At 61.1% G+C, this 21,575-nt stretch carries 20 protein-coding genes; 12 read left to right on the top strand and 8 right to left on the bottom strand.

The window, feature by feature from the left end; genetic code table 11:
* The first annotated feature begins 81 nt into the window (after window positions 1-81).
* From ACODTO_RS13885 to cfaB, 8 genes are all read left to right on the top strand, one after another.
* Window positions 82-708, top strand: coding sequence for a glutathione S-transferase family protein (locus ACODTO_RS13885; protein WP_175362276.1), 627 nt, complete (start codon window positions 82-84; stop codon window positions 706-708).
* Between the two features lie 152 nt (window positions 709-860).
* Window positions 861-2,054 carry a DUF3142 domain-containing protein gene (locus tag ACODTO_RS13880; protein ID WP_139641362.1) on the top strand — a complete coding sequence of 398 codons (1,194 nt, stop codon included), beginning with the start codon at window positions 861-863 and terminating at the stop codon, window positions 2,052-2,054.
* A complete protein-coding gene (locus ACODTO_RS13875; protein WP_489106588.1) occupies window positions 2,041-4,203 on the top strand; it encodes a hypothetical protein in 2,163 nt (720 codons plus the stop codon). Before ACODTO_RS13880 ends, ACODTO_RS13875 begins: the two co-directional genes overlap by 14 nt.
* A gap of 205 nt (window positions 4,204-4,408) precedes the next feature.
* Window positions 4,409-6,379: a protease modulator HflK gene (gene hflK, locus ACODTO_RS13870; RefSeq protein ID WP_489106587.1), complete on the top strand. Its 1,971-nt coding sequence runs from the start codon at window positions 4,409-4,411 to the stop codon at window positions 6,377-6,379.
* Window positions 6,376-7,416, top strand: coding sequence for a protease modulator HflC (gene hflC, locus ACODTO_RS13865; protein ID WP_489106586.1), 1,041 nt, complete (start codon window positions 6,376-6,378; stop codon window positions 7,414-7,416). Before hflK (ACODTO_RS13870) ends, hflC begins: the two co-directional genes overlap by 4 nt.
* A complete protein-coding gene (gene hflK, locus ACODTO_RS13860) occupies window positions 7,413-8,465 on the top strand; it encodes a protease modulator HflK (protein ID WP_175385395.1) in 1,053 nt (350 codons plus the stop codon). The genes hflC and hflK (ACODTO_RS13860) overlap by 4 nt, the downstream gene beginning before the upstream one ends.
* Window positions 8,462-10,369 (top strand): heavy metal translocating P-type ATPase, encoded by a 1,908-nt coding sequence (locus tag ACODTO_RS13855; RefSeq protein WP_139641352.1) that lies wholly within the window; start codon window positions 8,462-8,464, stop codon window positions 10,367-10,369. The genes hflK (ACODTO_RS13860) and ACODTO_RS13855 overlap by 4 nt, the downstream gene beginning before the upstream one ends.
* A 174-nt stretch (window positions 10,370-10,543) precedes the next feature.
* Complete coding sequence (gene cfaB / locus ACODTO_RS13850; protein WP_489106585.1) at window positions 10,544-11,731, top strand: C17 cyclopropane fatty acid synthase CfaB; 1,188 nt, start codon at window positions 10,544-10,546, stop codon at window positions 11,729-11,731.
* On the opposite strand, the gene cls is transcribed toward cfaB, so the two are convergent.
* Window positions 11,728-13,167, bottom strand: coding sequence for a cardiolipin synthase (cls, locus tag ACODTO_RS13845; RefSeq protein WP_464710008.1), 1,440 nt, complete (start codon window positions 13,165-13,167; stop codon window positions 11,728-11,730). The two genes, cfaB and cls, sit on opposite strands and share 4 nt — an antisense overlap.
* Before the next feature lie 141 nt (window positions 13,168-13,308).
* Between cls and ACODTO_RS13840 the strand changes: the two genes are divergently transcribed.
* Window positions 13,309-13,830: a DUF3617 domain-containing protein gene (locus ACODTO_RS13840; RefSeq protein ID WP_139641346.1), complete on the top strand. Its 522-nt coding sequence runs from the start codon at window positions 13,309-13,311 to the stop codon at window positions 13,828-13,830.
* Window positions 13,831-13,854: 24 nt separating this feature from the next.
* Here ACODTO_RS13840 and ACODTO_RS13835 read toward each other — a convergent pair whose 3' ends face one another.
* The 5 genes from ACODTO_RS13835 to ACODTO_RS13815 all read right to left on the bottom strand — a co-directional run bounded on the left by ACODTO_RS13835 (window position 13,855) and on the right by ACODTO_RS13815 (window position 17,637).
* Window positions 13,855-14,730, bottom strand: a complete 876-nt coding sequence (locus ACODTO_RS13835; protein WP_139641344.1) for a metal ABC transporter substrate-binding protein — start codon at window positions 14,728-14,730, stop codon at window positions 13,855-13,857.
* A gap of 11 nt (window positions 14,731-14,741) precedes the next feature.
* Complete coding sequence (locus ACODTO_RS13830) at window positions 14,742-15,608, bottom strand: metal ABC transporter permease (protein ID WP_139641342.1); 867 nt, start codon at window positions 15,606-15,608, stop codon at window positions 14,742-14,744.
* Window positions 15,608-16,276 carry a metal ABC transporter ATP-binding protein gene (locus ACODTO_RS13825; protein WP_139641341.1) on the bottom strand — a complete coding sequence of 223 codons (669 nt, stop codon included), beginning with the start codon at window positions 16,274-16,276 and terminating at the stop codon, window positions 15,608-15,610. Before ACODTO_RS13825 ends, ACODTO_RS13830 begins: the two co-directional genes overlap by 1 nt.
* Window positions 16,273-17,169, bottom strand: a complete 897-nt coding sequence (folE2, locus tag ACODTO_RS13820) for a GTP cyclohydrolase FolE2 (RefSeq protein WP_489106584.1) — start codon at window positions 17,167-17,169, stop codon at window positions 16,273-16,275. The genes ACODTO_RS13825 and folE2 overlap by 4 nt, the downstream gene beginning before the upstream one ends.
* Window positions 17,170-17,283: 114 nt before the next feature.
* Window positions 17,284-17,637, bottom strand: a complete 354-nt coding sequence (locus tag ACODTO_RS13815) for a glutamine synthetase (RefSeq protein WP_434007060.1) — start codon at window positions 17,635-17,637, stop codon at window positions 17,284-17,286.
* Between the two features lie 186 nt (window positions 17,638-17,823).
* Between ACODTO_RS13815 and zigA the strand changes: the two genes are divergently transcribed.
* On the top strand, window positions 17,824-19,032 hold the full coding sequence (gene zigA / locus ACODTO_RS13810) for a zinc metallochaperone GTPase ZigA (RefSeq protein ID WP_489106583.1): 1,209 nt from the start codon (window positions 17,824-17,826) through the stop codon (window positions 19,030-19,032).
* Window positions 19,032-19,682, top strand: a complete 651-nt coding sequence (locus ACODTO_RS13805; protein ID WP_489106582.1) for a DUF1826 domain-containing protein — start codon at window positions 19,032-19,034, stop codon at window positions 19,680-19,682. The genes zigA and ACODTO_RS13805 overlap by 1 nt, the downstream gene beginning before the upstream one ends.
* Here the strand turns inward: ACODTO_RS13805 and ACODTO_RS13800 are convergent.
* Window positions 19,679-20,032: an NADH:ubiquinone oxidoreductase gene (locus ACODTO_RS13800; protein ID WP_464710005.1), complete on the bottom strand. Its 354-nt coding sequence runs from the start codon at window positions 20,030-20,032 to the stop codon at window positions 19,679-19,681. The genes ACODTO_RS13805 and ACODTO_RS13800 overlap by 4 nt on opposite strands.
* Before the next feature lie 28 nt (window positions 20,033-20,060).
* Here ACODTO_RS13800 and ACODTO_RS13795 point away from each other — a divergent pair, with 28 nt between their 5' ends.
* On the top strand, window positions 20,061-21,026 hold the full coding sequence (locus tag ACODTO_RS13795) for a CobW family GTP-binding protein (protein ID WP_139641329.1): 966 nt from the start codon (window positions 20,061-20,063) through the stop codon (window positions 21,024-21,026).
* Between the two features lie 12 nt (window positions 21,027-21,038).
* On the opposite strand, the gene ACODTO_RS13790 is transcribed toward ACODTO_RS13795, so the two are convergent.
* A complete protein-coding gene (locus tag ACODTO_RS13790) occupies window positions 21,039-21,461 on the bottom strand; it encodes a DUF3301 domain-containing protein (protein WP_139641327.1) in 423 nt (140 codons plus the stop codon).
* Between the last annotated feature and the right edge of the window lie 114 nt (window positions 21,462-21,575).

Raw genomic sequence — 21,575 nt, 5'->3', positions numbered from 1 at the left:
ATTCTCTAGCTTTTAATTGAGGGGGAAGATGACGCCATCGATGCCGTTCTGCTGACGGCGTCATTTCCAGCGGAGTCGACCATGAACCCTATCAAGCTCTATCACTTCCCGCTTTCCGGACATGCCCACCGTGTGCAATTGATGCTTTCGCTGCTCGAGTTGCCAGTCGAGGTCATCTTCATCGATCTGGCCAAGGGGGCGCATAAACAGGCGGACTTCCTGGCCCTCAACCCATTTGGTCAGGTACCAGTGATCGACGATGACGGCGTGGTACTGGCCGACTCCAACGCCATCCTGGTGTACCTGGCGCAGAAATATGGCAAGGGCCGCTGGCTTCCGAGCGACCCTGTGGGTGCCGCTCAGGTGCAGCGCTGGTTATCGACGGCAGCTGGCGCAATCCATACGGGGCCAGCCACCGCGCGGCTGATCACGGTGTTCGGTGCGCCTTATAACGCCGAGGAGGTGATCGCCCGGTCCCACGGTCTGTTGAAAGTCGTCGATCAACATTTGAGCAGCCACACCTGGTTGGCGGGTGATGCGCCTACCATCGCCGATGTCGCCGGCTACACCTACATCGCCCATGCGCCGGAAGGCAACGTGTCGCTGGACGACTACGTCCATGTCCGCGAGTGGCTGGCGCGGATCGAGGCCCTGCCCGGGTTCGTGGGCATGCCGCGTACGGCTGTCGGTTTGCAGAAACACGTCTGAGCGTAGCCTGTCGCACGTGGGAAGGGCCGTTGGGCATACGGCGGCCCTGACCTCGTTGTGACACATGAAAACTTCGGCGCAATGGTGTGGCCCTATGCCCGTTCGGTGCAAGACACGGTAATCTGCCGGGTTTTAGCGGGTGATGAAGGTTCATGACTTTTCTTTTCCGGACATCGCTGGCACTCGTCGCGCTGCTTTTGCAGGGCTGCGAGCAACCCCCCGCCGCGCCCCTCGATCAACAACTCTATATCTGGCAACGCCAGTGGACGCCGGCCCACGCATCGGCGCTGCGCCAGAGCCATCAGGACTTCTCAAGCTTGCGTGTGTTGGCCTTGCAGGCGTTTCCCCGTGCGGGCTGGAGCCGTGCGCGGATCGATCCGGCCTTGCTCAAGGCCGATGGCCGGCCGCTGATTGCGGTGATCCGCCTGGACGGTCAGCTCGGAACGCTGGATCGGGACGAGGTCATTGCGCAGATCCAGCAAGTGCTGAGTGACTGGCAAGCCCAGGGTCTGACACCGGTGGGCGTGGAGATCGACCATGACGCCGGTAACGCGCGGTTGCCGGCCTATGGGACATTCCTGAGCCAGTTGCGCCAGACCTTGCCGTCTACTTTGCGGTTGAGTATCACGGCCTTGCCGGCCTGGCTCGACAGCCCCGCGCTGCCCGGGTTGTTGGAGGCCGTGGACAGCAGCGTGCTACAGGTCCATGCGGTGAGCGACCCGCGGCAGGGGTTGTTCGATCCGAAACAGGCCCGGCACTGGGCCGAGCGCTGGAGCAAGGTCACCCGGCGGCCGTTCTACCTGGCCCTGCCGGCTTATGGCGTGGCGCTGTTGACCCAAGAGAGCGGCGTGCCAGTGGTTGAAAGCGAAGTACCCATCGACAGAGGAGGCGAGCGGCTGGAACTGCTGGCAGACCCGCAACAGGTGGCTGGCCTGGCCGCGGATCTGCGTGCCGAACCGCCGAAACACCTGGCTGGCTTGATCTGGTTTCGCTTGCCGCTGGCGGGTGACCGCCGTGTCTGGAGCCTGACCACCCTCGGCGCGGTGGCTCGAGGAGACAAACTGGACAGCCACCTGGCCCTGGCGGTGGAGGAAAAAGACGGTTTGTACGATATCCGGTTGGCCAATCGGGGCAATCTCGACAGCCCCTGGCCCCAACGCGTGACACTTGCCGTTGGTGCATGTGATGGGGTCGATGCCTTGGCGGGTTATACGTTGCAACAAACCCCCGGACTGCTTACCTTCACCCGCATTCAGGAAGGTCGCCTCGCTGCCGGTGCCCAACGGGCCATGGGTTGGGCGCGCTGTACAAAAATTGAACAAGGAGCTTTCAATGTCTACCCGTAAATGGCCTCGTCGTTTGCTCTGCCCGGTGTTTTGTATGAGCCTCGGCTTGCCGTTGGGCCAGGCCTTGGCCTGTGGTCCGGAGTTTCCGATGCGCTTGCTGGACAACCGCGCCCAATCCTTGGCCGAATTACCCGAAGGCAGCTTTCGCTTCGAGATCAAGCGTCTTGGCCATGCCATCGCGGGACTCAAGCCGGCCAGTGAGGCGACGCGCAATCCGGATTACAACTACGACGACATGTCTGCCTACGTGGCACAGCGCAGCGAGGCTGAACGGATTGGCCTGACCCCACCGCAGCAAGCGTTGGTGGAGCGGTTGCGGGCGTTGACCGACGTCGACGAGGTCGCGGCGCAAGCGGCGAACCTGCCGGCCGAGCTACGGTTGTACGCCATCGGCGCGGCCGCCTTTGGTGCCGGTGAAAACCAGAGGGCTGCCCAGGCGTTCCAGGAGTTGCTGGCATTGCCAGCGGACCAGCGCCCGTTGCGCAGTACCTGGGCGGCCTATTCCCTGGGGCGGGCTTTGTTTGCCGTGAGTACCGAGGCGGGCAATGAAGATCCGGCGGCGTCGCGGGATCAGGCCCGTGCGGCGTTTCGCCAGGTCCGAGACTTGAGCGTTGCCGGCTTCAGTGATCCGCTGGAGCTGGCTATCGCCAGTCTCGGCGAAGAAGCCAGGGTAGCCTATACCGCAGACGACTGGGACAGTGCTATCAAGCTGTATGCGACCCAGTCGCTGCACGGTTCCGAGGTCGGTTACAGCTCGTTGTTGTATCTGGCGGCGGACCTGAATGGCCAGCCGGATGATCGCCTGAGGGAGTTGCTCAAGAGCGAAGCCGTGCAGCGGTTGGTGACGAGCTACTTGCTCAGCCGCGTCAGTTGGTGGGATGGGGAGGAGCCATCCGGTGATAAAAGGCTGGTCAAGCTGCTGCAAGCCAGCAGTCACGGCAATCTGGATGATGCCGATCGGCTGGCGGCGGTGAGCTACCAGCACGGCGATTACGCCAGCGCCAAAGCCTTTGTGGAAAAAGCCGGCGACAGCGGATTGGCCTGGTGGCTGCGGGCCAAACTGGCGGTGCGTGACGGTGACAAGACGGCTGCGGCTGCGGCCTATTCCAAGGCGGCCCAGGCGTTTCCAAAGGACGAATCCTGGGGCAATCGGCGCACGCCGGATTGGGATTACGAAACGGTGCAGCCCAAGTGCCGGGTCGAAGGCGAGAGCGCGATCCTGGCCCTGCAACGGGGTGATTACCTGCAAGCGTTCGATCAGCTCTACCGTGGCCAGGGCAACTACTGGTACGACGCCGCTGCAGTCGCCGAGCGGGTACTGACCGCAGAGGAATTGAAACAGTACGTCGACGCCCAGGTCCCGGCGCCACCGCCATTGAGCCAGCAGGATCGCGACAACTACGTGCAACTGCCGGTCGCCGCCCAGTTGCGCAACCTGCTGGGCCGTCGCTTGTTGCGGGAAGGGCGGTATGACGAGGCACCGGCTTACTTCGATAACCCCGATCTGCAGAACAAGGCCCGGGCCTACGGGCAACTGCGCCAGGAGGCAGAGTCCAAATGGTGGCCGACCCGGCGCGCCGAGGCGTATTTCTATGCGTCCAGGATGGCGCGCGATTGGGGCATGGAGATGCTCGGTTACGAGATGGCGCCGGACTATGCCGTCATGGGAGGCGGCTACAGCCTGGAGCCGGTTGAGCTGAAGGTCGGGCCGTTGGTGGCCGAAGGGGAGGTGCAACGCCAGCAGGCCAGCGCCGCGCAACCGAACGAGCGCTATCACTACCGTTTTGTCGCCACCGCCCTGGCAAGCAAGGCGGCGGACAATGTGCCCCATACCAGCCAGGCATTTGCGGCGGTGTTGTGCAGAGCCGTGGCGTACAACTCGAGTCTCGAGGAACAAAGCGCGTTGTATCAGCGCTACGTGAAAGAAGGTCCTTATGTGACGTGGGCTGGGGATTTCGGTCATCAGTGCCAGGAGCCGGATTTCCGTGCGGCTGACAAACGCTACGTGACCCAAGCCCTCGATCCGATTCGTTCCGAATTGCGTCCCTACAAGCGTTGGTTGCAGATCGGTGGCGTGCTGTTTGTGGTCGCAAGCGCGTTGGGCCTGATCAGTCGACGTCGTCGCAAGGCGCAGAGTTCGTCTGGCTGACTTCGATCCATTTGACAACCTTGTGGCGAGGGGATAAATCCCCGCGCCACAAAGGCCCTGTTCATCTCACCGGTTTTGCCATCCAACATGAAGAATTAAAAACAGAAATTTCACAGCTATGGTTATAAGGTAACGCCTTATAACGAAGCGGTGGTGAAGTCTGTCCACACGCCCGGTCTTTGATCGCCACAAGTGCTGGGGTGGTATGCAAGTCGATCTTGATGTCGAGGGGACACAGGTGGCCGAGTGGCCACGCTTTCAGCAGGCACAATCCCACGGGCGGCGTCTGAAGCGGATCGCTTTTGCCCTGGCCTTCCTGGCGGGTCTGGGGTTGGTGACGGGGTTCTTTGTCGGGCTGTTTTCGCCGCAATCACTGTGGCCGGCCTTGTTGGCGAGTCAAAGTGCCGCGTTGCTGGTGTTGGTGGCCGGTCTGCAATCCGCCTGGTGGGTGACGCAGTGGCGCAACAGGGCATTGCTACCGGCGTTATCGACGGCGCAGATCCCAGCCGTCGAGCGTGAACCGATTGATCAATCCGGCTGGTATGAGCGACTGCTGGAGCGCATCAGCGCGCGGTGGATCGGCCTGCTGAAACAGATCGGCGCGCCGACGTTGTGGTTGGCCGGTTGGGCAGGGGTGGTGCTGTTGAGCCTGGAACAAGCCTGGAATCTGGCGTTGCCGGCGACCACGCTTGGTGCGTCGGCCAGTGTCGGGGCAGCGCTTTCATTATTGCTGGCGTTCGGCTTGTTGGTATTTGAACGGCAACTGGCGCAGCAACCCACCCTTGAATGGCCGGAAGCGCTGCCGTTGGCGCAGCTGACCCGCCTGGCGATTATCGTGCTGGTGCTCGGCGCACTGTGTCTGTTGTTCGCCGGCGAATCGTCCGTCTGGCCGGTGCGCCTGGCGGTGCTGATGGGGGTGTTGCCGGGGCTGGCGGCGGCGGAGCTGTTGCTGCGGGCTGTGCTGTCATTGTTCAGCCCACGCCGGGATTCCCTGGAACCCACCTTGCTGGGTCGCAGCGTCATCGCCGACCTGCTGCGCTGGCCGCCGCAGCCGTTGCTGGCCCTGCAACACGAATTGCACAATCGTTTTGGCATCGACCTGCGTCAGATCTGGGCGTTCAGCTACATGCGCCGCGCTTTTTTGCCGGTGCTGGCGCTGGTGTCGCTGGTGGGTTGGCTGCTCACGGGCGTGCATGAAGTACCGCTGCAAGGGCGCGGTATCTACGAGCGTTTTGGTAAGCCGGTGGAAGTGTTCGGTCCTGGCCTGCAGTTCGGCTTGCCCTGGCCGTTGGGTCGGGTGCTTAACGTCGAAAACGGCATCGTCCATGAACTGGCCACCAGCGTGGGCGAAAGCGGGGCGAGCACCGAGACCGAGTCGGCGGAAGGTCCAGCACCGGCGATTGCCAATCGCTTGTGGGACGCCAGCCATGTGAACGATAAATCCCAGGTGATTGCCAGCCGTCGTGCCGATCAGCAGAGCTTCCAGATCGTCAACATGGATGTGCGTTTTGTCTATCGCATTGGTCTCACCGATGCGGCGGCGCTGGCCGCCACCTACAACAGCGCCGACATCCCCACACTGATTCGCAGCACCGCCAGCCGCGTCTTGGTGCATGAGTTTGCCTCGCGCACGCTGGATGGTTTGCTGGGAGCAGATCGGGTCAGCCTGGCCGATGAAATCGGTCGGGCTGTACAAGCCGATTTGCAGAGGCTCGACAGTGGCGTGGAAATCCTCGCCACTGTCGTCGAAGCGATCCACCCACCAGCGGGTGCGGCTAATGCCTACCATGGCGTGCAAGCGGCGCAGATCGGCGCCCAGGCTTTGATTGCCCGGGAGCGCGGCGCTGCGGCGGAGCAGACCAACCAGGCACAACTGCAAGCCAGTATTGCCCACGACCAGGCCCAGGCCACTGCCCGGGAAATCAACGCGACCGCCCAGGCTTCCGACTTGCGCTTCACTGCTGAACGCAAGGCCTACGCCACGGCCGGCCACGCCTTTGTGCTGGAGCAGTACCTCAGCCAACTGAGCCGGGGCCTTGGCAATGCCAAGTTGCTGGTTCTCGATCACCGTCTGGGCGGCAGCGGTAACGCGCCGACCATCGATCTACGCACTTTCACGCTTCCGGCAGATCCCGCATCGCCGCGTAACCTTGTCCAGCCAGGAGCTGCCCATTGAGCCAGTCTTCTTCCCACGATCATCACGATCACACCGGTCATGATCACGGCCATGCCGGTCATCATCATGGACATCACCATCATCATCACGGGGATCCGCAGGAGGCCGGGCCATTTCCCTGGCGGCGCATGGGTTGGGCGGCGCTGCTGGTAGCGTTTGCCGTTGCGGCCGCGAGCCTGGTCCAGGTGCGTTCGGGGGAGGCGACCGTGATCACCCGTTTCGGCAATCCGGCACGGGTGCTGCTGCAACCTGGCCTGGGGTGGCGCTGGCCGGCGCCGTTCGAGGCGGCGCTTCCGGTGGACTTGCGGCTGCGCACCACGTCCAGCGGGCTGCAGGATGTCGGTACCCGTGACGGCTTGCGCATCATCGTTCAAGCCTACGTGGCGTGGCAGGTTCAGGGTGATCCAGATAACGTCCAACGCTTCATGCGTGCTGTACAGAACCAACCGGACGAAGCCGCCCGGCAGATTCGCACGTTCGTGGGCTCGGCCCTGGAAACCACGGCTGCCAGTTTTGACCTGGCGAATCTGGTGAACACCGACGCCAGCCAGGTACGCATCGGCGATTTTGAAGCGCAGTTGCGCCAGCAGATCGAACAGCAGTTGCTCGCCACCTATGGCGTGCGAGTACTGCAAGTGGGCATTGAGCGTCTGACGTTGCCTTCGGTGACGTTGACCGCGACGGTGGATCGCATGCGTGCCGAGCGGGAAACCATCGCCACTGAACGCACCGCCATCGGTAAACGCGAAGCCGCGCAAATTCGCTCCGCCGCCGAACGCGATGCGCGGATCGTGCAGGCTGACGCCACAGTGAAAGCCGCCGATATCGAGGCCCAGTCCCGAGTAGAAGCCGCTGAAATCTATGGCAGGGCCTATGCCGGTTCGCCTCAGCTTTACAACCTGCTGCGTTCGCTGGACACCTTGGGCACCATTGTCAGCCCCGGTACCAAACTGATCCTGCGCACGGATGCGGCGCCGTTCAGGGTGCTGGTGGACGGTCCGCCGTCTGTGGAACTTAAAGGTGGAACACAACCATGAGTGTGGTTCCACGTGGAACAAATGAGTTATCCAGCCCCTGGATTCAGGCTGGACGCGTGGCATTCCTGGCACTTTACGCTGTCACGATCCTGGCTGCGTTGGCCTGGGTCTTTTCCAATGTTCGGCAGATCGACCCTCAAAACCGAGCCGTGGTACTGCACTTTGGCGCTCTGGATCGCATTCAGAATGCCGGGCTCCTATTGGCATGGCCGCGTCCTGTGGAACAAGTGATCCTGCTTCCGGCGGCGGACCGGGTCTTGGAGCGCCGCGTGGAAAACCTGCTGCGCTCGGATGCGGCCTTGCAGGCTGATCGTGTCGCCAGTTTTGCCTCGCCGGTCAGCGATGCCCTGGCCGGCTCTGGCTATTTACTAACGGGTGACGCCGGGGTGGTGCAGCTGGATGTGCGGGTGTTCTACAAAGTCACCGAACCTTATGCGTTCGTCTTGCAGGGTGAGCACGTCCTGCCAGCGCTGGATCGCCTGGTCACCCGTAGCGCGGTGACCCTCGCAGCGGCTCGGGACTTGGACACGATTCTGGTCGCCCGTCCTGAACTGATCGGCAGTGACAACCAGGCCGCCGAACGCCGCGAACGCCTGCGCGGTGATCTTGTGCAAGGCATCAACCGACGGCTGGCCGATCTTGCCGCTACGGGGCAGGGGCTGGGGATCGAAGTGGTACGGGTCGATGTTCAGTCGAGTTTGCCGGGCCCTGCGGTAAGCGCGTTCAATGCGGTGCTGACGGCCAGTCAGCAGGCCGACAAAGCCGTTGCCAATGCCCGCACCGAAGCCGAGAAACTGACCCAGACCGCTCGCCAGGATTCCGACCGCGCCCTGCAGGTGGCTCACGCCCAGGCCAGCGAACGGCTCGCCAAGGCCTCGGCCGACACCGCTACGGTGCTCAGCCTGGCGAAGACCAAAGACGCTGATCCGCAACTGCTGCTGCGCCTGTATCGCGAGCGCATGCCCGGCATTCTCCGCCAGGCCGGGTCAGTGACCACGGTCGACCCGAAAGATGATTCCCGCCTGATCATTCAGGGAGCTGAGCAATGAGCGCGCAAACTGCCGCCGTTCCGATGTTGTCTTCCGCTGAGCAACGCACGGCCGCTCGCCAGTTGACCCTGGCGATGCTTGCCCTCGGTCTGCTTGCGCTAGGTCTGGTATGGCGCGGCTGGTCGCCGGAGCAGACCGGGGTCAGCCAGTTGCTGTTGGGTGTCGCTTCGCTGTTGGTCGCGGTGCCGGTGATGCGCTCGGCGTGGTATAGCCTGCGTTATCCGAGTCTGCATGGCATCACCGATCAGTTGATCGCCTTGGCGATGCTGGGGGCTTGGGCCACGGGGGATCTGCTGACGGCTGCGCTGCTGCCGATCATCATGATTTTCGGCCATGTGTTGGAAGAGCGCAGCGTCATCGGTTCCCAGGAAGCCATCCACGCCTTGGGTCAACTGACGCGCAGCCTGGGACGCAAGGTGCTGGCCGATGGCTCGATCATTGAAGTCGACAACGCCACGCTACGGCCCGGCGATACGGTCGAGGTGCGTGCCGGTGATCGCGTACCGGCTGACGGACGAGTGTTGTCCGGCCAGGCCAGCCTCGACACTGCGCCTATTACCGGTGAATCCGTGCCGCTGGAAGCGGTGATGGGCACCGAGGTGTTCGGTGGGGCGATCAATCTCGATGGATTGCTGCGTCTGGAAGTGACCCGCACCGGGCACGAGTCGACGCTGGGCAAGGTTATCGCCCTGATGCAAAACGCCGAACGCTCAAAGCCGCCCATCACCCGGTTGCTGGAGCGTTATGCTGGCAGCTACCTGGTGTTGGTGCTGTTGCTGGCGGCGGTGACCTGGTTCATTACCAACGATGCCCAGGCGATGCTGGCTGTGTTGGTGGCGGCCTGTCCTTGTGCCCTGGTGTTGTCGGCGCCGGCGACCGCTATTGCAGGGATTGCAGTGGCGGCACGCCATGGCATCCTGATCCGCAGCTCGGCTTTTCTCGAAGAGCTTGCGGACCTGACGTCACTGGTTGTCGATAAGACCGGAACCCTGACCTACGGCACCTTGCGCCTGCAATCCATCGAAAGTGCAGAGAGCGATCAGCCGTCCCTGTTGCCATTGGCCGCCAGCCTGGGCTCGGCCAGCAGCCATCCGGTCAGCCGGGCGTTGGCTGGGCTGGTGGAGCAGGAAAAATATCTGCCATTGACGGACATTCACGAGCGTCAGGGCCTGGGTGTCGTGGCGATGACCAGCCAGGGCGAAGCGGCTCTTGGTCGACCTGAGTTGTTTGCTCAGCTGGGCATCGAAACGTCAACGGTACCTGATCATGACGGTCCGATTGCCGGGCTGGCCCTGGATGGACGGTTCCTTGCCTGGCTGTTGCTGGCCGATAGCGTCAAGCCGGAAGCGCAGGTCGCCATGGCTGAGCTGCGGACGCTGGGCCTGGGACGGCAACTGTTGCTGACGGGTGATCGGCGGAGCGTGGCCACTACGCTTGCCCGCGAAGTGGGAATCGCCGATGTGCAGGCCCAGGCCTTGCCGGAGGACAAACTCAAGCGAGTCATGACAGAAATCGACAACGGCTTTCGCCCCATGGTCGTCGGCGACGGCATCAATGATTCGCTGGCGCTCAAGGCCGGGGTGGTGGGTGTCGCCATGGGGGCGGGTGGAGCGGACATTGCCCTGGCGTCTGCGGACATCGTCCTGATCGGCAGCGACCTGAGGCGGCTCGGTACCTGCGTGCGGCTCAGCCGCCAATGCCGGCATACGCTTCAGGTCAACGTGATCATTGGCCTGGGCTGGACGCTGGCGATTGTCGCCTTTGCTGCCTTCGGCTGGCTTGGCGCGGCGGGGGCAATGATCGCGGCGCTGCTACATAACCTGAGCACGTTGCTGGTATTGGGAAATGCCGGAAGGCTGCTACGCTTTCAGGAACCGTTGCTGAAGGTCCAGGACGAGGGGTAGAACTTGTCCGTAGAACTTGCAGTCCATGGTGGGAGAGGGTCCAAACAGTTGGCAGTACCGGCTCAAGGAGCGAATTCGGGCGACGATAGAAAAAGGCTATAAATTCGATAGCCTGCTATTTTTCTACGATGGTCTACCCTCATTTCAGACGTCTGAAACAAGGGGGGTTATTTCATGCTCGCGCAACTTCCACCGGCCTTACAGAATCTCCAACTGTCGCTTCGGCTGCGGCTCTGGGACGGCCACGAATTCACGCTGGGTGCCGATCCCAGCGTCACGATCGTGGTCAAGGACCCACAGATGGTCGCGCAACTCACCCATCCCAGCCTGGACGCGCTGGGGGCGGCGTTTGTCGAAGGCAAGCTCGAACTCGAAGGCTCGATCAGCGAAGTGATCCGGGTCTGCGATGAATGGAGCCAGGCCCTGGTGGACGAAGAGGGCGATAGCCTGCCGGTACGTTCAGTCCACGACAAGGAAACCGACGCCAAGGCGATTTCCTATCACTACGACCTTTCCAACGCGTTTTATCAGCTGTGGCTCGACAGCGACATGGCCTATTCCTGCGCCTATTTCGAAACGGGCAGCGAAACCATCGAGCAGGCCCAACAAGCCAAGTTCCGTCACCTGTGCCGCAAACTGCGGCTGCAGCCCGGTGAATACATGCTGGATGTCGGTTGCGGATGGGGTGGGTTGGCGCGTTATGCGGCACGGGAATTCGGCGTGAGGGTCTTCGGTATCACCTTGAGCAAAGCGCAACTGGCCCTGGCCCGGGAGCGGGTCAAAGCGGAGGGCCTGGAGGGCCAGGTGGAATTGCAGTTGCTGGATTACCGGGACCTTCCGCAGGACGGTCGCTTCGACAAGGTCGTCAGCGTTGGCATGTTCGAGCATGTGGGGCACGCCAATCTGGAGCAGTACTGCAAGACGTTGTTTGGTGCGGTCCGCAAGGGTGGGCTGGTAATGAACCATGGCATCACAGCCAAACATACTGATGGCCGTCCGGTCGGACGCGGCGCGGGGGACTTCATCGAGAAGTACGTTTTCCCCAATGGGGAGCTGCCGCACCTGTCGATGATTTCAGCCCAGATCAGTGAGGCCGGGTTGGAAATTGTCGATGTGGAGAGCTTGCGCTTGCACTACGCGCGCACCTTGGATCACTGGAGTGAGCGGCTCGAAGACAATCTGGAGGCCGCGTCGAAAGAGGTGCCGCAGCAGGCGCTGCGAATCTGGCGCTTGTACCTGGCCGGATGCGCCTATGCATTCGCCAAGGGGTGGATCAATCTGCATCAGATCCTGGCGGTGAAGGCTTATGCCGATGGCAGCCATGACTTGCCTTGGACCCGCGACGATATCTACACCCCTTAAAGGATCGGCGAAATAAGTCGGGCGACCCGCATGCCGACTTTCTGTAGGCGGTGGGTTTCCCGGCTTTCCTCTTTGGCGACTTCGTGGGCTTGAGCGAGGTCTTTTTCGAGCATCTGCTCGACCTCGGTGGCGAACGGAATATCCACCGTCAGCAGCATCACTTCAAAATTCAACCGGAACGAACGATTGTCCAGGTTAGCGCTGCCGATGGCGCTGATTTCCCGGTCGATCAGTACCACTTTCTGATGCAGGAAACCTGGCTTGTAGCGGAAGACGCGCACACCGGCGCGGACCGCTTCGAATGCGTACAGGCTGGAGGCGGCGTAGACGATCTTATGGTCCGGTCGTGAAGGCAGGAGGATGCGCACGTCCACCCCGCGCAGCACCGCCAGGCGCAATGCGGCGAATACCGACTCATCAGGAATGAAGTAGGGCGTAGTGATCCAGACCCGTTCGCTGGCGGCATGGATGGCTTCGACGAAAAAAAGCGAGCAGGTTTCCTGGGCATCCGCCGGCCCGCTGGCCAGCAACTGGCAGAGCACGCCGTCATCGGGGTAAGTGTCCGGCAGGATCAAGGGGGGCAATGAACGGGCAGCCCAGAACCAGTCTTCAGCAAATGACTCCTGCATGCTCGCCACCACGGGGCCGCGTACTTCGACATGGGTGTCGCGCCACGGCGACAATGGTGGCATCTCCCCCATGTATTCGTCCCCCACGTTGTGCCCGCCGACGAACCCCAGCACACCGTCCACCGTGACGATCTTGCGGTGGTTACGAAAGTTGACCTGGAAACGATTGAGCCAGCCGCTGCGGGTGGCGAACGCCTTGACGTGGACACCCCCATCGCGCAATGCCTGGACATAGCGGTGGGGCAGGGAATGGCTGCCGATCCGGTCATACAATAGATACACCGCTACACCTTCGGCGGCTTTCTTTAAAAGCAGCGTCTGCAGGCGTTGGCCAAGTCGGTCGTCATGGATGATGAAGAACTGGATCAGCACCGCTTCACGGGCGCTTTCGATGGCCCGGAAAATGGCCTCGAACGTGGCGTGACCGTTGACGAGCAAACGCACTTCGTTGTTTGCCAGGCAGGGTGTGCGACCCAGTTTGGGCATGGCGCGTAGCGAGTCGTAGGCCTGGGAGGCACGGGCGGTCAGGGCCTCTTCGACCCATGGGCGCCAATTCAGCTCGGACACGGCCTTGCGCATTTCTTCGTTGGCTTGCCGGCGTGCCTTGATGTAACCATCAAAGGTGCTGCGACCGAACACCAGATAAGGAATCAACGTCAGGTAGGGGATGAACACCAGTGACAGGGCCCAGGCGATCGAGCCTTGGGCGGTGCGCACCGTAAGCACGGCATGCACCGCGGCGATGGAACCCAGGGTATGAAGCAACGCAATCAGGTAACCGAAAACATGCGGTCCGAAATAATCCATGGGGCAGCCTTGCTCCTGAAGTTTCAATGCCTAACAGACCATGTTCCATGACGAATGTCGCTAATTAATTCACCGCCGCCGAGCTTGAACCGAAGCCCGTAGGCGGCGTCTAACGGCCACTTGTCCTCTGGAGTTCTTGCAATGAATGTTCGTCTGCTGGGTTTGGCCTTGGCGGTTGGCTTGTCAGTTCCTGTGGCGGCTCAGGCACAGATGCTTCAGCCAGGTTTGTGGGAACTGACTTCAAGCAACATGAAAGTCGATAACCAGAACCTGCCAGACCTGCAACTTATTCTCGGCCAGTTGCAGAACCAGATCACGCCGGAGCAGCGGGCGATGCTGGAAAAGCAGGGCATTACCATGGGTGGGAAGGGGATTCGGGTATGCCTGACGCCGGCCCAAGTCCAAACCAATGACATCCCGCTGCAAGATCCGCAGTCGGGATGCAAACAGCAGATCACCGAGCGCACCGGCAATCAGTGGAAGTTTCGCTTCAGTTGCCCGAAAGCCCAGGGTAACGGCATCGCCACCTTTCAGAGCGATCGGGAATTTACCACCAAGGTCAATGGCACCTTCAATGCCACCGGTATCCAGCAGAATGGCAGCCTCGATACCCGCGCCGTGTGGTTGGGGCAGGATTGCGGAACGGTCAAGCCGAGGGCTTGACCGCTGTGTAGGTGAAACTGACGGTTACGGCTTGGACAGCGCGTCGTACAGCGTGTTGAGGTTGTATTCGAACAGGCCGGTGAAGGTACTGGCCGGTCCGCTGGCGGCGAGGGCGTCGGAGTACAGCGTACCGCCAATGTGCGCGCCGCTTTCATCAGCGATCTGCTTCAGCAGGCGGGTGTCCTTGATGTTTTCCATGAACACCGCTTTGACGTGTGCCTGACGAATCTGGGTGATCAGCGCTGCGACTTCGGCGGCTGACGGCTCGCGTTCGGTGGACAGTCCCTGGGGTGCCATGAAGTCGATGCCATAGGCCTGACCCAGATAACCGAATGCGTCGTGAGACGTCACGATCTTCCTGTTGCCAGGCGGCAGGGAACCGAGCTTGGCTTTGGCATCGGCAAGCAGCGCATAAATCTTCTTCAGGTACGCCTGGCTGTTGCGCTCATAGTCGGCTTTGTTGGCTGGGTCGGCGACTTCCAGTGCCTTGGTGATATTGCGCACGTACAGCTCGGCATTCGCCAGGTTGTGCCAGGCGTGTGGGTCCGGAACGGTCTCACCGTCTTCATCCAATGAGCGCGGAATCACGCCTCGGCTGGCACTGATAACCGGCGCGCCGGTTTCGGTGCTGGTGACCAGGCGATCCAGCCACGGCTCGAAGCCCAGTCCATTCTTGATGATCAATTTTGCACCGAGCAGCGCCTTGGCATCGTCCGGCGTCGGTTCATACGTGTGCGCATCGGCGTCTGGTCCGACCATGTTGGTGATCTGGATATGCTCGCCACCGACCTGTCGGGTTATGTCGGCGAGAATGCTGAAGCTGGTGACCACCTGAAGTTTCTCGGCAGCGGACAAGGACATCGACAGCATCAGACTGAACAGCACGAGCAGAACGCGCATCGGGAAACACCTCATGGGGATGTGAGCAGGGGCGGGCGGCGCAGCAGACCGTGTACCGGACCGACTATCACGGACAGTAGATAAAACATCCCCGCAACCAGCACGATGGCCGGACCGCTGGGCAGCGAGAAATAGAAGGACAACAACAGGCCAAACCAGACCGAGAGGCAACCGAGCAGCGCAGCGATGGCCATCAGGGGCGGTAAGCGACGACTCCAGAACCGCGAGGCGGCGGCCGGCAACATCATCAGGCCGACCACCATGAGGGCGCCAATGGCCTGAAAGCCGATCACCAGGTTCAGCACCACCAAGGTCAGGAATACACCATGGGCCAACGGGCCTAGACGGCTGACGGTTTGCAGGAACAGCGGATCCAGCGTGTCGAGTAATAAAGGGCGGTAGATCAGCGCCATGGCAATCAGGCTCGCCGCCGACACCCAAAGCATGCCGGTCAGAGTCGGGCCGTCCACCGCCAAGGCTGATCCGAATAACAGGTGCAGCAGGTCCAGGCGTTTACCGGCCACGCCGAGGATCAGCACGCCAGCCGCCAGTGAGATGGGATAGATTGCCGCGAGACTCGCATCTTCCCGCAGACCCGTTCGACGGGTGACCCACGCCGCAAGCCCGGCCATGCCCAGGCCCGCGCCGAGGCCGCCCAAGGTCAAGGCGGGCAGGCTCAGTCCCGCGAACCAGAAGCCCAGCGCGGCGCCGGGCAGGATGCCGTGGGCCACGGCGTCGCCGATCAGGCTCATGCGTCGCAGGATCAGAAACACCCCCAACGGCGCTGTGCTGCAGGCCAGTACCAGGCCGCCAAGCAACGCTCGGCGCATGAAAACGAATTCCTGGAAGGGCTGCCAGAGATGGGTGGCCGCGAGCATCAAGCCACCTTTATATGAGGTTGTTGGGTAATCACTTCGACGCTGCGACCCAACGTGCAGCCTGTGGCGCTGACCAACAAAGTGTGGGGAATATGCTGGCGTACAGCGGCAAGGTCATGACACACCACCACCAAGGTGCGGCCCTCGGCATGCCAGGTGTGAATGTGTTTCCACAACAACGCCTGACCCTCTTCATCGAGCGCCGCATGGGGTTCATCAAGTAAGAGCAACGGCGCTTCAGCCAGACTCAAGCGAGCGAGTAAAGCGCGTTGTAACTCGCCTCCAGACAACGCCATGAGTGGGCGATTCTCCAGGCCGGTCAATGCCCAGTTCTCCAGCGCGGTTCCGAGTCGCTGGCTTCGCTGGGCCGGTGTGTGTCGACTACCCCAAGCTCCTGCGGCTATCAGCTCTTGCAGGCTGATGGGAAATTGTCGATCCAGGTGTTGCTGCTGCGGCAGGAACGAGACGCCTCCCCGACGTGGAACCGTCAGGGTGAGTTTTCCGGAGAGGGGCTTTTGCAACCCCGCGAGGACTTTCAGCAGGCTGCTTTTGCCCGAACCGTTGGCACCGATGATCGCCGTCAGGCTGCCTGCGGGGCGCTCAACATACAGCTCGGGTGTGAGCGGACGCCCCGGTGGGCCCCAACGCAAGGCTTGGCAACTGATCATGCTGCCTCCCGTGTCCAGCGGCTTTGCGCCACGGCGTCATGGGCATGCAGGCTTTCCGCGTGAACGACGCGCACATTGAGTGCCATTACGTCGGGTGACTGCCTCAAGGCCTGACTCAATCGTCGAGCGGCATCCTCGCAGAACATCAGGTTCTGACCATTGGCGAGGGCGAATGCTTGTTCGTCGGCGCGTTTGACTGCGGTTTGTACCGCGGTGCCCAAGGCGGCTTCGGCCTGATTGATGATCCGTAGCAGCGGCAAGTGGCTGCTACCCGTGCTCAAGCGAATGTTCAGGGAGGCGATGCTGCGTTGGCTGTGTGGCGTAGCAACGATCCCTTGTGAGGAACCCAGCCAGGCCAGAACCTCAGCATGCTCCAAAGATTTATTCGCGAAATCATCCATGAACTGCTGTTGGATCAGCTGCCTGGCAAGTGCCGCCGAGCATGGACAGGTGGATGAGTAGGGTATTTCAATGCTCAGTTCCACGTGGAACACATCATGTTTCAGGTGCGCTTCGATACTCACCGGGTAGCGCTTCCAGCCTGATAACGGACTGACCAGGGCAGGGCGTTTTAGCAGCAATTCGGTGTGAAGGGTCAGGGAGGCGGCTTGTGAAAGGCCTTCATGACTGTCCAGGAAATGCAGTAAGACACGTTGCAACAGCGGGGGAGAAAGCGTCGAGTTTTCGAGCATCTCCAATGCCAGGTACAGACGGGACATATGGATACCGCGAGCGTCCACATCGTCGAGGCTGACGCCAAGGTCGGCTATAGCACTCAGTTGTTGTCCCTCGATCAACACAGGCAAGGCAACGCCACACATGCCCACCCAATCGAGAGGCAAGGCTTGGCGCGAAGCTTGGGCAGCGATGTCCGGAAGCGCAAACGCATTCATGATCAAGATCCGTCATGGGGTCAAAGCTTATGTTATAGTGTAACAATAAATTCAACCAGATCTTTTTCATGAACAGAGTTTCATGCGGTTCTTATGATCGTTCCACGTGAAACATCAGCGTGAATCCTGGCAGCCGTTTATGCGTCCGCAGATGAATTTACCGGCTGCACCGCCTGAACTGGAAAAGCGATTCAGGGTGGTCCAGCCCACGCGTCGACTGTAACCAACCCAAGCTTCACCGTCGGAGGCCAAGCCCGTGAAGAACGTCAATTGCCCGTAACGGCTGGTCGTTTGCGCCCAATGTCGGCTGCCCTTCACCTCAAAACCGCGCAAATAAACCGTGTTCCCTGCCGTCATGACGCTATAGGCATTGCCTTGCTCATCGGAACAAGCCAGCAAGTTCGCGCTGCGTGTGCAGTTTGCCAGTAACGAGGTTCGGGCAGACGCCTCCAGAGCGCCTGACAGCATCAGGCCCGCCAGTACGAATTTCAAAAGAATGCGCATCAGTAATTCTCGAAGAGTTGGAGTTTCGGGCTAGCGAGCATTTGTTGTTATACTATAACATAAAATAAATCGCCCTGACCGAAGCGACAGCCTGACAAAACGCGCCACAACACACACTTCCAACACGGCCGTCCGATGAGGATATACCTGATGCCCAATCGTCTTCCCGTAACTGTGCTCTCCGGGTTTCTCGGTGCCGGTAAGAGCACGCTGCTCAACTACGTTCTACGAAATCGTGACAACCTGCGTGTTGCGGTCATCGTCAACGATATGAGCGAGATCAATATCGATGGCAGCGAAGTTCAGCGTAATGTCAGCCTGAACCGCGCCGAGGAAAAGCTGGTGGAGATGAGCAACGGTTGCATCTGCTGCACCTTGCGTGAGGACCTGCTGGAAGAAGTCGGGCAACTGGCCAGGGAAGGGCGCTTCGATTATCTGCTGATCGAATCCACCGGCATTTCCGAGCCTTTGCCGGTGGCTGAAACCTTCACGTTCCGTGATGAAGAAGGCCGAAGCCTGGCGGATGTGGCACGGCTCGACACCATGGTGACGGTAGTCGACGGCCTGAACTTCCTGCCGGATTACCAAGCCGCCGAGAACCTTGCATCGCGAGGCGAAACACTGGGCGAGGAAGATGAGCGTTCGATCACGGATCTGCTGATTGAACAGATCGAGTTCGCCGACGTGATTCTGATCAGCAAGATCGACCTGATTAGCCGCCACGAGCGGGAAGAACTGATGGCTATCCTCAAGCGTCTCAACGCTCACGCGAAGATTATGCCCATGGTCATGGGGCAGGTGCCCCTGGGAGAAATCCTCGACACCGGTCGTTTTGACTTCGAGCGTGCGGCTCAAGCGCCCGGCTGGCTGCAGGAGTTGCGTGGCGAGCACTCGCCTGAAACCGAGGAATACGGCATCGCTTCGACAGTCTACCGGGCGCGCGGGCCTTTCCATCCCCAGCGCTTCTTCGACCTGATAGAACGACCCTGGATCAACGGCAAGCTGCTACGCTCCAAAGGCTTCTTCTGGCTGGCCAGCAAACCTGAAGACGCGGGCAGTTGGTCTCAGGCAGGCGGATTGATGCGACATGGGTTTGCCGGGCGCTGGTGGCGGTTCGTGCCCAAGGATCAATGGCCCCAGGATGCGGAAAGCACCGCGGCCATCATGAAAAACTGGTTGCCCGGCACTGGGGATTGCCGCCAGGAACTGGTCTTCATCGGCCAGAACATTGACTTCGACCTGCTCGCTGAAGAGCTGGACGGATGCCTGCTCACAGATGCGGAAATGGCCCAGGGTATGGAGAGTTGGCGCTTGCTGCCAGACCCGTTCGGCTCCTGGCATGACGAGGTCGCGGCCTGATGCTGGCGCCCACTCTGAAACAGGAGCGCCAGGTTCGGCAGGTTCTGGGCGATACCCCGCGGACCCTGGCGCAGATTCTGGAAGACGGCACCAACCTGGCGGTCTGGCAGCGTCAGCTTCCGGCGCACATCAGTGACTTTGCGGCGTTGGTGCTTTCGATGGATCAAGCGCTGGCCGAGTCGCTGGTACTCGAGATCCCGGAGGAGGACTCGCAACCTGAACTGAAGGGGCTTGCCGCCGGTTTCAGCGACCTGCACGGCTACGAAGGCTTCGTTGCCGATGTCGCCTGGCTGGTCAGCGCGTTTGCCTGCCTGCTGGGCGCCAAGCGGATCGGCATGCGTCTGCGGACGCTGGACAAGGCCATGTGCCCACGCTTTCACGTCGATCATGTGCCGGTGCGGCTGATCACAACGTATGCCGGTGCTGGCAGCGAATGGCTTGAGGAGGGCGTCATGGAACGTCGACGGCTGGCTCAACCTGACGCCGAGCCCCGTGATCGGCAGGTGATCCAGCAGCTGTGCAGTGGCGAAGTGGCGTTGCTAAAAGGTGAAAAGTGGCTGGGCAATGAAGGCTTCGGCCTGATTCATCGCTCGCCGGAGCCGGCCCCGGGAGAACGCCGCTTGATCCTCACGCTGGATTGGCTGGCCTAAGGCTTGAGCCAGATACCCTGGCTTTTCCCTTCACAAAACGGCTTGAGATAAGCGGCGTCGGTGGTGACGCCGTAATAGTGAATATCCTGGCGGTAAGGCATATTGGCGACTTGGGCGTTGCTGCAGATGCCAAAGGCCCCTCCAGGGCACTGATCGACGTATTGCACCTCGACTTTCTGTCCGGCAAGGTTCGGTTGGCAGAAGCCGTCAGCGAACAGTTTGGGCGGGATGTTGCGGTTCTGCTGGCAGACTTTTACATCGAGCCGCTCCGCTTGACTGTGAACCACACAGGCCTGGGCCAGTGCTTGGTTTGAAATCAGCGCCAACAAGCACCAACCGATTATCCGCATCGTTCACCTCCATCAAAAGTCGCCGATTATGTTGCAGAACATCCCCACCCATGTCATTGCCGGTTCCTTGGGCGCCGGCAAGACCAGCCTGATCAGGCAACTGCTGGCCCAGCGTCCGGCCGATGAGCGCTGGGCAGTGCTGATCAATGAGTTTGGCCAGATCGGCCTGGATGCCGCCTTGCTGACTCAGGAGGCCGATGGTATCGCACTGGGCGAGGTGGCCGGGGGCTGCCTGTGCTGCGTCAATGGCGCGCCGTTCCAGATCGGCCTCGGCCGTCTACTGCGCAAGGCACGACCGGACCGGCTGTTTATCGAGCCGTCCGGCCTGGGTCATCCTGCGCAACTGCTGCGGCAACTCCAGCTGGCGCCGTGGCTTGGCGTTCTGGCGGTCCAGCCCTGCGTAATGGTCCTGGATGCCCAGGCGCTGGCCCAGGGCAGACCTTTGCCCGAGGCGCAGCAGCAAGCGCTGGCCGATGCCGGACTGCTGGTGATGAACAAGTCCGAAGGCCTCAGTGAAACCGACCGCGCTCGAATCGCCGCCCAGCTACCGCCTCTTACGCAGCACTGGACGCAACAGGCTGCATTGCCCCTCGACAGGCTGCCGGGGTTTGGTGTGCAGGGAAGTGGGGCTGTGGATAACTTGAATCTGCCAAGGGATGTGGGCCAGATGCCGACGATCTGGAGTGATCCGACGTTGCCGATTTGCCTGCATCAACAGCAGGAAGAGGGCTGGAGCATCGGCTGGCGTTGGCACCCGAGCCAGCGCTTCGATCCGACGGCCCTGACGGAATGGCTGCAAGGCGGAAACTGGACACGGGCGAAACTGGTTATCCACAGCGTCGATGGCTGGGTGTCGGCCAATGCACTGGATAAGGGAGCGCTGACCTGGCAAACCAGCGAGTGGCGCCAGGATTCGCGGCTAGAACTGATTTTCGGTCAGCCGCAAGACGTTGACGCGTTGCAAGCCGGCCTGGCGAACTGTCGGCGATTCTGAGTCAGACCCGTTTCAAGGCTTCCACTTGTTGTGTTCCTGGCGCCATTGGCTCAACTCGATAACCTCGGCCCGAGGCCTGGTCTGGATCGGTTCAATCGGCGCTTCGGGTGCTTCTTCGAAGGGCATCGGATACGGCGCGAGTTCGATTTGCGCGCTGTGGGCACCGAACTGGGTAATGGTGCCCGCATGACGGGACTCCCCCGTGACGGTGAACTCGAAATTGTAGACACGGGCCAGCCTGCGCCGCCCACTGCCATCCTTCACGAAGCCGATTTTCTTCAGCGCTACGTTGCCGTCCAACAGCTCGATCTTGAGGTTGGCGCAATGCTGCACGACCCTCGCCAGGGCCCGTTCGCGCAAGCCATGGTTGTGCCACAACCAGGCGCCGCCGGTGGCCAGCAGCATCAGCACGAAAATGTTTCCAAGAGTCAGCATGAACGAAGTGCTCCCACAAGTTGCTATCAGCTTAACTGTGTCGCCGGTCTGTCGTACAGGCTGCGTTTAGTCGCATACTGCGCGGCTTGAATTTCAATCGTTTTACGGAAACCT

The organism is Pseudomonas sp. FG13, from assembly GCF_057809755.1.
Note: the sequence above shows the minus strand (reverse complement) of the source record. Positions and strands in the feature narration are given on the sequence as shown.